At 64.4% G+C, this 11,202-nt stretch carries 13 protein-coding genes, 1 tRNA gene and 1 pseudogene; 12 read left to right on the forward strand and 3 right to left on the reverse strand.

The window, feature by feature from the left end; translation table 11 throughout:
• The 9 genes and pseudogenes from C7443_RS13695 to C7443_RS13735 all read left to right on the forward strand — a co-directional run.
• Positions 1 to 141 (forward strand): annotated as a pseudogene (locus tag C7443_RS13695) (electron transfer flavoprotein subunit alpha/FixB family protein); the annotation flags it as partial.
• Between the two features lie 164 nt (positions 142 to 305).
• Positions 306 to 2,084 carry an acyl-CoA dehydrogenase C-terminal domain-containing protein gene (locus tag C7443_RS13700; RefSeq protein WP_110019190.1) on the forward strand — a complete coding sequence of 593 codons (1,779 nt, stop codon included), beginning with the start codon at positions 306 to 308 and terminating at the stop codon, positions 2,082 to 2,084.
• A 394-nt stretch (positions 2,085 to 2,478) separates the two neighbouring features.
• On the forward strand, positions 2,479 to 3,258 hold the full coding sequence (locus C7443_RS13705; protein ID WP_110019191.1) for an ABC transporter ATP-binding protein: 780 nt from the start codon (positions 2,479 to 2,481) through the stop codon (positions 3,256 to 3,258).
• Positions 3,255 to 3,977 (forward strand): ABC transporter ATP-binding protein, encoded by a 723-nt coding sequence (locus C7443_RS13710; RefSeq protein WP_110019192.1) that lies wholly within the window; start codon positions 3,255 to 3,257, stop codon positions 3,975 to 3,977. Before C7443_RS13705 ends, C7443_RS13710 begins: the two co-directional genes overlap by 4 nt.
• A 48-nt stretch (positions 3,978 to 4,025) precedes the next feature.
• On the forward strand, positions 4,026 to 5,240 hold the full coding sequence (locus C7443_RS13715; protein ID WP_110019193.1) for an ABC transporter substrate-binding protein: 1,215 nt from the start codon (positions 4,026 to 4,028) through the stop codon (positions 5,238 to 5,240).
• Positions 5,241 to 5,307: 67 nt separating this feature from the next.
• Positions 5,308 to 6,192: a branched-chain amino acid ABC transporter permease gene (locus tag C7443_RS13720; RefSeq protein ID WP_110019194.1), complete on the forward strand. Its 885-nt coding sequence runs from the start codon at positions 5,308 to 5,310 to the stop codon at positions 6,190 to 6,192.
• Between the two features lie 12 nt (positions 6,193 to 6,204).
• A complete protein-coding gene (locus tag C7443_RS13725; protein ID WP_110019195.1) occupies positions 6,205 to 7,140 on the forward strand; it encodes a branched-chain amino acid ABC transporter permease in 936 nt (311 codons plus the stop codon).
• Between the two features lie 32 nt (positions 7,141 to 7,172).
• Positions 7,173 to 7,640, forward strand: coding sequence for a cache domain-containing protein (locus tag C7443_RS13730; protein ID WP_110019196.1), 468 nt, complete (start codon positions 7,173 to 7,175; stop codon positions 7,638 to 7,640).
• Positions 7,641 to 7,738: 98 nt separating this feature from the next.
• Positions 7,739 to 7,826: transfer RNA gene (locus C7443_RS13735), tRNA-Ser, on the forward strand.
• Positions 7,827 to 7,986: 160 nt separating this feature from the next.
• On the opposite strand, the gene C7443_RS13740 is transcribed toward C7443_RS13735, so the two are convergent.
• On the reverse strand, positions 7,987 to 8,982 hold the full coding sequence (locus tag C7443_RS13740; RefSeq protein WP_110019197.1) for a DNA-methyltransferase: 996 nt from the start codon (positions 8,980 to 8,982) through the stop codon (positions 7,987 to 7,989).
• A gap of 56 nt (positions 8,983 to 9,038) precedes the next feature.
• Between C7443_RS13740 and C7443_RS13745 the strand changes: the two genes are divergently transcribed.
• From C7443_RS13745 to C7443_RS20545, 3 genes are read left to right on the forward strand one after another with little or no spacing between them, the layout of a single operon-like run.
• Entirely contained in the window at positions 9,039 to 9,275 is a 237-nt protein-coding gene (locus C7443_RS13745) for a helix-turn-helix domain-containing protein (protein ID WP_110019198.1), read from the forward strand.
• The gene (locus tag C7443_RS20540) at positions 9,272 to 9,541 is read left to right on the forward strand and encodes a PDDEXK family nuclease (protein WP_281279410.1); all 270 of its coding nucleotides are present in this window, start codon (positions 9,272 to 9,274) and stop codon (positions 9,539 to 9,541) included. Before C7443_RS13745 ends, C7443_RS20540 begins: the two co-directional genes overlap by 4 nt.
• Positions 9,538 to 9,858, forward strand: a complete 321-nt coding sequence (locus tag C7443_RS20545) for a PDDEXK family nuclease (protein WP_281279411.1) — start codon at positions 9,538 to 9,540, stop codon at positions 9,856 to 9,858. The genes C7443_RS20540 and C7443_RS20545 overlap by 4 nt, the downstream gene beginning before the upstream one ends.
• 159 nt (positions 9,859 to 10,017) lie before the next feature.
• Here C7443_RS20545 and C7443_RS20145 read toward each other — a convergent pair whose 3' ends face one another.
• On the reverse strand, positions 10,018 to 10,182 hold the full coding sequence (locus C7443_RS20145; RefSeq protein ID WP_170123617.1) for a hypothetical protein: 165 nt from the start codon (positions 10,180 to 10,182) through the stop codon (positions 10,018 to 10,020).
• A 185-nt stretch (positions 10,183 to 10,367) separates the two neighbouring features.
• A complete protein-coding gene (locus tag C7443_RS13755; RefSeq protein WP_110019199.1) occupies positions 10,368 to 11,129 on the reverse strand; it encodes a hypothetical protein in 762 nt (253 codons plus the stop codon).
• Positions 11,130 to 11,202 lie beyond the last annotated feature (73 nt).

Raw genomic sequence — 11,202 nt, forward strand, 5'->3', positions numbered from 1 at the left:
CACCTGGCGGGCATGAAGGACTCGAAGGTGATCGTGGCGGTCAACAAAGACGAAGAAGCGCCGATCTTCCAGGTGGCCGACTACGGCATCGTCGGTGACCTGTTCCAGGTCGTGCCGGAACTGTCGAAGGCCCTGGGCTGATTAGGGAAGCACGGCTCCCGTGTTGAACGGTTTTGATGTTTGACCCCCCCTTGGTCCGCATTCCCGCTGCCCCGGCGCGGGTTTGCGGATCATCTTTTTTCAGAACAATGCACCGCGCGGCACGGCAGTGTTCGTGCTCGCGACAATGAGAGAAGGAGAGGTTGATGAGCACGTATACCGCACCTATTCGTGACATGCTTTTCGTCATGACCGAGCTGGCCGGTCTCGATACCGTGGCAGCCCTGCCGGGCTTCGAAGAAGTACCTGACTTGGCCGAGGCGGTGCTCGAAGAAGCTGGCAAGCTGGCGGGCGAAGTGCTGGCACCTCTCAACAGCGACACCGGCCACACCGGCGCGCAGTGGACGGCCGACGGCGTCATCGCTGCCGAAGGCTTCAAGGATGCCTACTGGCAGTTCGTCGAAGGTGGCTGGAACGGCCTGTCCTGCCCGGCGGAGTTCGAAGGGCAGGGGCTGCCCGAGCTGCTCGGCACCGCCACGCACGAGATGTGGCAGGCGGCGAACATGTCCTTCGCGCTGTGCCCGATGCTGACGATGGGTGCCATCGAGGCGATCCACCATCACGCCAGCGATGAACTCAAGGCCGCGTATCTGCCGAAGATGGTCAGCGGCGAGTGGACCGGCACGATGAACCTGACCGAGCCGCAGGCCGGTTCCGACCTCTCGGCGGTGCGCTCCAAGGCCGTGCCCGAGGGGGATCACTATCTCGTCTCCGGGCAGAAGATCTTCATCACCTGGGGCGATCACGACATGACGGAGAACACGATTCACCTCGTGCTCGCCCGTCTGCCCGATGCGCCGGAAGGCGTCAAAGGCATCTCGCTGTTCGTCTGCCCGAAATTCCTGCTCGATGCCGACGGTGCGCCGGCCCAGCGCAACACCGTGCAGTGCGTGTCGATCGAGCACAAGCTCGGCATCCACGGCAGCCCGACCTGTGTGCTGGCCTTCGAAGACGCCGTCGGCTATCTGGTCGGCGAGCCGAACAAGGGCCTGGGCTACATGTTCACGATGATGAACGAGGCCCGCCTGAAGGTCGGTCTGCAGGGCCTGGCGATCTCCGATCGTGCCTACCAGCTGGCGCTTTCCTATGCCAAGGAGCGCGTGCAGGGGCGTCCGGCGAATGCCAAGGCCGGTGACCGCACGGCGATCATCGGCCACGCCGACATCCGTCGCATGCTGCTGACGATGAAGTCGCAGACCGAGGCGATGCGGGCGATCGCCTACACCACCGCCAGCTACATGGACATCGCCCGCCACAGCGAAGATGCGGCCACCGCCGCTGCCGCGCAGGCCCGCGTCGACCTGATGATCCCGATCGTCAAGGCCTGGAGCACCGAGGTCGGCCAGGAAGTCACCTCGCTCGGCGTGCAGGTGCACGGCGGCATGGGCTACGTCGAGGAGACTGGCGCGGCGCAGTTCCTGCGTGACGCTCGCATCACCACGATCTACGAAGGCACCACGGCGATCCAGGCCAACGACTTCGTCGGCCGCAAGGTGGCTCACGACGGCGGCGCGGCGCTCGGCGTCCTGCTCAATGAGATGAAAGCCACGCTGGAAGAGCTCGCTGCGGCCCCCGGCGACGATCTGGCGGCGATCCGCGCCTCGCTGACCGAAGGCGTGCGGGCGTTGGAAGAGCTGGGACAGTGGGTCGTTGCCAACTTCAAGCCGAACATGGTCGACGTGCTCGGTGAAGCGGTGAACGCGGTGATGCTGGCCGGTTACGTCTGCGGTGGCTGGCAGCTGGCGCGCGCTGCGCTGGTCGCCAATGCCAAGCTCGCCGCCGGTGAGGACCCGGCCTTCTACGAGGCCAAGGTGCTGACTGCGCGCTTCTACGCCGAACAGCTGCTGCCGAAGGCCAGCTCGCTGCTGACCACGGTGAAGACCGGTGCCCGCACGATGATGGCGCTGACGGAAGAGCAGTTCTGATCACGCGTGCCTGAGCCGCGGCCGGTTCTGCCGGCCGCTGTAAAATAGGTACTTTTAAAAGGCGGTTCCTTCGGGAGCCGCCTTTTTTTGTCCGAGACAGTGCGAACGGAGCTGCGCTACCGGCGATGCGGCAGATGGGTTTCCGTGTTCGGCATGCATGACGGTCCGCCGTCAGCGATGGTCGGATGGCGGCCGAACCGTTCAGAAAATTTGTCCGATTCGACTGTTGCTTTGCTGGAGCCTGACTAGACTTGCTCCAGATCAATGACGCCGCGACCGTACAGGCAGGCGCATTGTGTCGCGACCTACGACGAAGAGTGCACAGAACACTCTCGCGGCCGTATCCCCGGAATGCTCGGCACTCCGGTGGCTCGGCAACCACCGGAGGAATGGCATGAGCGAGGATTTCGTTCTCGAAACCCGCGGTCTGGTCAAGGAGTTCCGTGGCTTCGTCGCTGTCGACCACGTCGATCTGCGCATTCGCCGCGGTCACATCCATGCGCTGATCGGCCCCAACGGCGCCGGCAAGACCACGGTCTTCAACCTGCTGACCAAGTTCCTGACGCCGACGCGCGGCGAGATCCTGTTCAACGGCGACGACATCACCTATGTGCGGCCGGCGCAGATCGCGCGCCGCGGCATCGTGCGTTCGTTCCAGATCTCGGCGGTGTTCCCGCACCTGACGGCGCTGGAAAACGTGCGCGTGGCGCTGCAGCGCAAGCTTGGCACCAGTTTCCACTTCTGGCGCTCGCAGCGTTCGCTGGAAGTGCTCGATGCGCGCGCCGCGGAACTGCTGGAAGACGTCGGCCTGGCGCAGTACCGCAATACCGTCACCGTGGAAATGCCCTACGGCCGCAAGCGCGCGCTGGAGATCGCCACCACGCTGGCGCTCGAACCGGAACTGATGCTGCTCGACGAGCCGACGCAGGGCATGGGCCACGAAGACGTCGACAAGGTTGCCGAGCTGATCCGCCGGGTGTCGGCGGGTCGCACCATCCTGATGGTCGAACACAACCTGAGCGTGGTCTCGCGGCTGGCCGATCGCATCACCGTGCTGGCGCGCGGCGCGGTGCTGGCCGAGGGCGACTACGCCGAGGTGTCCCAGAACCCGCAGGTGCGCGAAGCCTACATGGGGCGCTCCGACGATCAGCCAGCCGGAGGCGTAGCCGGATGACCAGCGCATTCCGTCCCGATTTCGAGGCGCTGCAGGTCAGCAACCTGCACGCGTACTACGGCGAGTCGCACATCCTGCACGGCATCGAATTCGAAGTGCGCCGCGGCGAGCTGATCACGCTGCTCGGGCGCAACGGTGCCGGCAAGACCACCACGCTGCGCGCAATTCTCGGCCTCACCGGCCGGCGCAGCGGTTCGGTTAACCTCAATGGCCAGGAGGTCATCGACTGGCCGACGCACCGCATCGCCCATCTCGGCGTCGGTTACTGTCCGGAGGAGCGCGGCATCTTCGCCAGCCTCTCGGTCGAGGAAAACCTGGTGCTGCCGCCGCAGGTGCGCTCCGGCGGCATGAGCGTCGAGGAGCTCTACGCGATGTTCCCCAACCTCGCCGAGCGGCGCAAAAGCCAGGGCACGCGGCTGTCGGGCGGCGAACAGCAGATGCTGGCGATGGCGCGCATCCTGCGCACCGGCGCCAATCTGCTGCTGCTCGATGAAATCACCGAGGGCCTGGCGCCGGTGATCGTGCAGAAGCTCGGCGACGTGCTCGGCGCGCTCAAGACGCGCGGCTACACCGTCATCCTCGTCGAACAGAACTTCCGCTTCGCCGCACCGCTGGCCGATCGCCATTACGTGATCGAGCACGGCAAGGTCGTCGAATGCATCAGCCGTGAACAACTACCGTCCCGCATGGACGCCCTGCATCAGCGACTGGGTGTCTGAAGGCCAGACGGCGGACCACCGCCGCTCAACCACCGAGGAGAACATCCGATGAACTTTGCACGTAAGGCCGGCTACGCCGCCGTGCTCGGCGCCCTGGCAGCGGGTGCGGCACAGGCTGAGATTTCCGACGGTGCCGTCAAGATCGGCGTGCTCACCGACATGTCCGGCACCTATTCCGACCTCGCCGGCCCCGGCGTCGTCGCCGCTGCCGAGATGGCCATCGCTGACATGGGCGGCAAGGTGGCGGGCAAGCCGATCGTGATGCTCAGCGCCGACCACCAGAACAAGGCGGACATCGCTGCCAACAAGGCGCGCGAATGGGGCGATGTCGAGAAGGTCGACGCCTACGTCGATCTGGTGACCACCAGCACCGCGCTGGCAGTGATGGAGATCGCCAAGCAGACGCACAAGGTGGTGCTGATTTCCGGTGCTGGCTCCTCGCGCATCACCAATGAGGACTGCAATCCGACGGCGATCCACTGGACCTACGACACCTACGCACTGGCTAAGGGCACCGGCTCGGCGATGGTGAAGGAGGGCGGCAAGACCTGGTTCTTCCTGACCGCCGACTACGCCTTCGGCCAGAATCTGCAGAAGGACGTCACCGCCGTCGTCGAGGCCAATGGCGGCCAGGTGCTCGGTGCCGTCAAGCATCCGTTCCCGGCGACGGATTTCTCCTCGTTCATCCTGCAGGCGCAGTCCTCCGGCGCGCAGGTCATCGGCCTGGCCAACGCCGGCGCCGACACCACCAATGCGATCAAGGCCGCCAACGAGTTCGGCGTCGTGCAGAGCGGGCAGAAGCTCGCCGGCCTGCTGGTGTTCATCTCCGATGTGCACAGCCTCGGCCTGCCGGTGGCGCAGGGCCTGACGCTGACCACCGGCTTCTACTGGGACTACGACGACAAGACCCGCGCCTGGTCGAAACGCTTCTTCGAGAAGACCGGCAAGATGCCGACGATGGTGCAGGCCGGCGTGTATTCCTCGCTGATGCATTACTTCAAGGCGATCGAGGCGACCGGCTCGGATGACGGCCCGACCGTCGTCAAGCAGATGAAGGCCACGCCGGTCGAGGATTTCTTCGCCCGTCACGGCAAGATCCGCGAGGACGGCCGCATGGTCCACGACATGTACCTCGCCGAGGTCAAGAAGCCCGCCGAGAGCAAGCAGCCGTGGGATTACTACAAGATCCTGCGCGTGATCCCGGGCGACGAGGCCTATCTGCCGCTCAGCGAGAGCAAGTGCCCGCTGGTGAAGAAGTCCTGATCCAGCCGCCGGTCGGCGGCCGGCTGCATGCCGGTCGCCGGGGTCGCCTCTGCGCCGGAGCCTACGCATGGATTTCCTGAACATTCCCTTGCCCGCCATCCTCGCGCAGCTCGTCGTCGGACTGATCAACGGATCGTTCTACGCGCTGCTCAGCCTCGGCCTGGCGATCATTTTCGGCCTGCTCAACATCATCAACTTCGCGCATGGCGCGCAGTACATGCTCGGTGCCTTCGTCGCCTGGTTCGGTGTGCAGTACCTCGGCGTCAACTACTGGGCGGCGCTGATTCTGGTGCCGCTGACCGTCGGCGCCTTCGGCATGCTGCTCGAACGCACACTGCTGTCGCGCCTGTACCGCGAGGACCATCTCTACGGCCTGCTGCTGACCTTTGGCCTGGCACTGATCATCGAAGGCGTGTTCGTGCAGCTCTACGGCGTTTCCGGCAAGCCCTACGCCACGCCCGAGTCGCTGCGCGGCGCGCTCAACCTCGGCTTCATGTTCCTGCCCAAGTACCGCGCCTGGGTCATCGTCGCCTCGCTGGTGGTCTGCCTCGGTTCCTGGCTGATCATCGAGCGCACCAAGCTCGGCGCCTACCTGCGCGCCGGCACCGAGAATTCGCAGCTGCTGCAGGCCTTCGGCGTCAATGTGCCGCTGATGATCACGCTGACCTACGGCTTCGGCGTGGCGCTGGCGGCCTTTGCCGGCGTGCTGGCGGCGCCGATCTTCCAGGTCAGCCCGAAGATGGGCTCCGACTTGATCATCGTCGTCTTCGCCGTCGTCGTCATCGGCGGCATGGGCTCGATCCTCGGCTCCATCGTCACCGGTCTCGGCCTCGGCCTCGTCGAAGGGCTGACCAAGGTGATCTGGCCGCAGGCGTCGGGCACCGTCATCTTCGTCATCATGGCGATCGTGCTGCTGATCCGGCCCGCGGGCCTGTTCGGCAAGGAAAAGTGAGGGGCCGCCGCTATGTATCAACGTACCCTCTACTTCGTGCTGTGCGTCTGCCTGCTGCTGGCACCGCTGGCGATCTACCCCGTCTTCCTGATGAAGATGCTGTGCTTCGCGCTGTTTGCCTGCGCCTTCAACCTGCTGCTCGGCTACGTCGGCCTGCTGTCGTTCGGCCACGCCGCCTTCTTCGGCCTGGCCGCCTACGTCACCGGCCACGTGCTGAAAGTGCTGGAGCTGCCGACCATCGTCGGCCTGCTCGGTGGCACGCTGGCGGCCGGTCTGCTCGGGCTGGCGGTCGGCCTGCTGGCGATCCGCCGCCAGGGCATCTACTTCGCGATGATCACGCTGGCGCTGGCGCAGATGGTCTACTTCTTCTTCCTGCAGGCCGACTTCACCGGTGGTGAAAACGGGCTGCAGGGCGTGCCGCGCGGCAGCTTTCTCGGCCTCGATCTGCAGGACGACCTGAACCTGTATTACTTCGTGCTGGCGATCTGCATCGGCGGCTTCGTGCTGGTCTACCGCACCGTGCATTCGCCGTTCGGCCAAGTGCTGAAGGCCATCCGCGAGAACGAGCCGCGCGCGATCTCGCTCGGCTACGAGGTCGACCGCTACAAGCTGCTCGCCTTCGTGCTTTCGGCGAGCCTGGCCGGGCTGGCCGGGGCGCTGAAGTCCGTGGTGCTGCAGCTCGCTTCACTCAGCGACGCGCACTGGCATGCCTCCGGCGAGGTGGTGCTGATGACGCTGCTCGGTGGCATGGGCACGATGCTCGGCCCGGTGGTCGGCGCCGGTACCGTCGTCGCGCTGCAGAACTACCTGGCTTCGAGCCCGGTCGGTGTCTGGCTGCCGGCGCCGGTGGTGCTCGGTGCGATCTTCGTGGTCTGCGTGCTGGCCTTCCGCCGCGGCTTCATCGGTGAGCTGCAGGCGCTGGCGAAGAAGTCCTTCAACCTGTCCTGATCCCTGTCGGCGCCGTTCCGGAGATTCCCGTCATGCGTGCTCGTAGCCTGTGCTGGGCGCTGTTACTGCTGTTGTGCAACGGGCTGGCGCTGGCGCAGGAAGCGCCGGGGACCAAGCAGGAGGCAGTGGCGCTGGTCGGTCGCGCACTGGCGCACGTGCGCGAGGTCGGGCTCGAACAGGCGCTGCAGGACATCAACGCCCCGGACAGCGCCTTCCGTGATCGCGATCTGTACGTCTTCGTCTACGACTTCAACGGCACCAACCTCGCCAACGCCGCGCCGACCGCGACACCCGGCAGCAACCTCAAGGACTACCGCAGCGAGGACGGCAAGCTCGTCATCCAGCAGATGATCGAAATGAGCCGCACCCACGGCGGCGGCGCCTTCGAATACAGCTGGCTCAACCCGCAAACCGGCAGGCCGCAGCAGAAGATCAGCTACTTCAAGCGCATACCCGATGCCAACGCCTTCCTCGGTGTCGGCTACTACAAGCCGGAATAAGCGCCTGACTGGCTGCCCGCGGAGGCTTTGTTGTATGCTCCGCGTCCCGCTGCAGGGGCGGCCAGGCGAACCCGGCCCGCCGTCCCGAACCATCTTTAGGAAGAGTGGCAGAGCGGTTGAATGCACCGGTCTTGAAAACCGGCGATGGGCGACCATCCGTGGGTTCGAATCCCACCTCTTCCGCCAATTTTGCCAGTTTTACTGGGCTTCCCGCAGGGTTCTGATGGCGCACCCGCCTAAAAACCCGCCTATCCCGAAGTGATGGGATGCGATGGGGTAAGGCCCTGTGAGACGATGAAAAAAGCCGCCCTCGGGCGGCTTTTTCTTTCTGGCTCCCGCGTTCCGATCACAACGCGAGTTCGGCCTGCCTGCGGAAGTCCTCGATGCTCACGGACTCGCCCGCCACAATCCGGTCGTACAAGGCCTGCATCAGCTCCGGGCTCACGCTCTTGTCGAGGAAGCGGAACGACGATGCAGCGACGTACTCCGGCAATGCCTCGAAGGCCATCCAGCGCCGTCCCTCCGCCTCTGCTACCTGCCCCGTAGTGTTCGAGCCCCCGAAGATGTCCACAACGAGGTCGCCCGGGTCTGTGAGCATCCGAATGAAGAACTCAGGCAGCTTCGCCGGGAAGCGCGCGGGGTGCCCCTTGATCCCTACCGCCTTGCAGCCGGACAGGTACTGACCGTTGGACTCGGAGTTGGAAATCTGTAGCAGGTTCGGCGGGATCGCTCCGCCGTTGTCCTTGGCGAACCCCTTGCCGATGTCGTGCCCAGAGGGGCGGACCTTGGGCGTGTAGAACTTGTCCGGGTCCTCGATCAACTTCTTCATCCGGTCGCTGTACGGGGCCAGAACCTTCGTGATGTCCGACTTCGGCCACTCGGTCTTGCTGAACCACCATACGGTGTTGATCGAGTCCTTCACGCGCAGCTTGCGCTTGTTCACCCACTCAATCGGGCTCGGCAGCTTCGACGGGTTGAACCAATAGAAGTCCTCCGCGAGGAAGAAGCCCAGCTCATCGACCATGCGGATCAGGACGCGGAAGTTGTAGAGGCTCCGCGCCGGGACGCCCTTCATGTAGGCCCCGCCGAAGTCCACCACGAAGCTGCCGTCATCACGCAGCTTGCGATGGACGATGCGCCCGAACTCCAAGAACCAGTCGATGTACTCGTGCTGGTCAAGGTTCCCGTACTCCTTCTGACGTTGCAGGGCGAACGGCGGGCTGGTGATCACGAGGTTCACGCTTCCGTCCGGTAGCTCCTCCAGCAACTCCCGCGAGTCGCCAATGAACGTGGCCCCCTTGGATGTGTAGTAGGCGGGGGCGGTCTTGGATTTCATCAGCATGCGGTGCTACTCAAAGTCTGTAGATTCATTGTCATCATCTGCGCATTATCTCGCGGATGAACAAGAAGTTAAAGCCCTCAGCTACAAGAAAGCATTTCGCTCTGAACCTGAGGAAGGCGCGGGAGGGGCTCGGCCTTTCTCAAGAGGCTCTGGCCGATGCCGCGGGCCTCCATCGAACCTACGTCGGATCGGTGGAGCGTGGCGAGCGGAATATCTCCATCGACAACATCGAACGGTTGGCATTGGCACTCGGGGTTCCTCCTGCTTCACTACTGGAGGAACCGAAGAAGTGACACTTTCGCCGCACGACGATTACCAGCGCCTACTCGAAATCTGGCCCGCCGTACAGGAGTATCAGGCCCTTGCCACAAAGCACGGGATTGATGACGTATTCCAGGACAACGGCGGGAAGCTGTTGCAGGTTCTCCTGCTGCTGGGCTTGAAGATCATTCCGGGCCGCGAAGGGAATGACGCGGTGGACGCCTCCGGGCGCGAGTATGAGCTGAAGTCGGTCAACATCGAGCTGACACCCACGGATTCTCGACCCACCACCACATGAACCCGGTCATCATCGCCAAGTATCGGCAGGTGCCTTGGGTGTTCGCCGTCTATCGAGATATCGCCCTGCAAACGGTGTATCTGCTCGAACCGGCTGACCTTGAGTTCTACTTCACCAAGTGGGAACAGAAGTGGCACACGGACGGCGGGAAGGACATCAACAACCCGAAGATTCCGATCAAGTACGTGATGGCCCACGGGACGATGATCCACGGCACTGCGCCGGACCTATCCATCAAGCGGAAGAAGGTTGTCACCAACAAGCGCAAGGCCAAGACTCCGCCGGACGCGGCAGGCTTCGAGCCCGACGAGGTGTAGGCAAGGCCTGCCGCCTTCCTCCTCCGGGTCGAGGGGCGAGGTTGTACGCCTCCCGGAAGTCTCCAACGACAGGCCTTGAAGGGTGAAGCCCGCGCGCCCAATCAAGAGGACGGAAGCGTGAGGCGCACACCGCTGACGCGGGCGGCGGGCTTCATTCGGTCAGCGCCCGCGCGGCTTCGCGTTCGGGCGCTTGTAGGCGTGATTGATGAAGCCTTGAAGCTGGGTTGCGACGGTCCCGCGCTTCATCGCGGCCACGTTCGCATCCCGCTGGGCTTGCCGTACTTGGTGAATGGCTTTCGCCTTCGCTACGTTGTGCTGTGCCATGACGGCCTCCTCAGTAGATGGTGCGGACTTCTTCGGCGCACTTTGGACAGAACCTGTGCCCGGCGTGTGCGCTCCAGAAGCCAGCGCGACAGCGGATGCAGGCGCGAACCTTCACCCGCGGATCGTCAGCCCGGAGCCAGCGCGGGACATGCCCGCCCCAGCCCCGCGGTAGGGCCGGGGTGTTCTCAGGCTTCGCCACCGTCATCGCCCGCGGCCTCGTCAATTGCCTGACGGGACAACGCCAACGACAGGTTGGTGATCCCGTCCGCCTTGCCGCGGACAAACTCGCGGTCAGCCGCAACGGCGGACTTGTAGGCGAGCTGGACGCCTTCGAGCTTCGCCGTCATGCGCTTCCAGACCTCGCCCAGCATCCGTTCGGCCAAGGCCTGAACGGCGAACGGGCGGCGATCCTTCGGGCGGCGGTCGATCACGGTGGCGATGGCAGCGCCAAGCACCATGTCCCCGGTCATGATCGCGGTACGGGCGGCGGTTTCGAGTTCGACCGGGCCAGCGCCTTCGAGCTGCTGCATCAGGTGAGTGCGGCGAGCTTCGCCCAAGGCGACACGGCCCAGCATCGTCGCGGGCGAGGTGTAGACGGCTTGGATTGCGGCGGCTTCCGCTGCGTAGGCTTGCAAGCCCTTGAGCATGGCGGCGCGTTCCGCTTCGGAACTGGCGATGAGCTGGCGGTGGATGTTCGCGGCCTTGTTCGCGGCGTTCTTCTTGGCGAAGGCGCGAGCGGTGGCGCGATCCTCCGGCGAGGCGGAGGTGATGAATTCTTCGGCTTCCCGGGTGTAGTTGTTCCGGGCGTCCATGACCGTGTTTTGCAGCTTCTCAACCTTGCGGGAGAAGGCGGTGGCCGTTTCGGCGGCACGGTCGCTGAGGTATTGCGCGCGTTCCTCGTTCAGCGTCACGCCGGAGGGAACGGTGTTGAAGTCGATGGTTGCCATGTCGGGCTCCTGTCTCAGTTGTCACAACCGGGAGAGGCCCAAAGCACGTAACCAGCGGGGCTCATCCCACTAT

It is taken from the genome of Plasticicumulans acidivorans (assembly GCF_003182095.1).
GTDB classification, from domain to species: domain Bacteria; phylum Pseudomonadota; class Gammaproteobacteria; order Competibacterales; family Competibacteraceae; genus Plasticicumulans; species Plasticicumulans acidivorans.

What these genes read in the sequence shown, in the direction of transcription:
- C7443_RS20145 (WP_170123617.1), bottom strand. Translation starts at nt 10,182, where the DNA reads ATGGCACAGCACAACGTAGCGAAGGCGAAAGCCATTCACCAAGTACGG.
- C7443_RS13730 (WP_110019196.1), top strand. Translation starts at nt 7,173, where the DNA reads ATGCGTGCTCGTAGCCTGTGCTGGGCGCTGTTACTGCTGTTGTGCAAC.
- C7443_RS13705 (WP_110019191.1), top strand. Translation starts at nt 2,479, where the DNA reads ATGAGCGAGGATTTCGTTCTCGAAACCCGCGGTCTGGTCAAGGAGTTC.
- C7443_RS13720 (WP_110019194.1), top strand. Translation starts at nt 5,308, where the DNA reads ATGGATTTCCTGAACATTCCCTTGCCCGCCATCCTCGCGCAGCTCGTC.
- C7443_RS20545 (WP_281279411.1), top strand. Translation starts at nt 9,538, where the DNA reads ATGAACCCGGTCATCATCGCCAAGTATCGGCAGGTGCCTTGGGTGTTC.
- C7443_RS13745 (WP_110019198.1), top strand. Translation starts at nt 9,039, where the DNA reads ATGAACAAGAAGTTAAAGCCCTCAGCTACAAGAAAGCATTTCGCTCTG.
- C7443_RS13710 (WP_110019192.1), top strand. Translation starts at nt 3,255, where the DNA reads ATGACCAGCGCATTCCGTCCCGATTTCGAGGCGCTGCAGGTCAGCAAC.
- C7443_RS13740 (WP_110019197.1), bottom strand. Translation starts at nt 8,982, where the DNA reads ATGCTGATGAAATCCAAGACCGCCCCCGCCTACTACACATCCAAGGGG.
- C7443_RS13700 (WP_110019190.1), top strand. Translation starts at nt 306, where the DNA reads ATGAGCACGTATACCGCACCTATTCGTGACATGCTTTTCGTCATGACC.
- C7443_RS13755 (WP_110019199.1), bottom strand. Translation starts at nt 11,129, where the DNA reads ATGGCAACCATCGACTTCAACACCGTTCCCTCCGGCGTGACGCTGAAC.
- C7443_RS13725 (WP_110019195.1), top strand. Translation starts at nt 6,205, where the DNA reads ATGTATCAACGTACCCTCTACTTCGTGCTGTGCGTCTGCCTGCTGCTG.
- C7443_RS13715 (WP_110019193.1), top strand. Translation starts at nt 4,026, where the DNA reads ATGAACTTTGCACGTAAGGCCGGCTACGCCGCCGTGCTCGGCGCCCTG.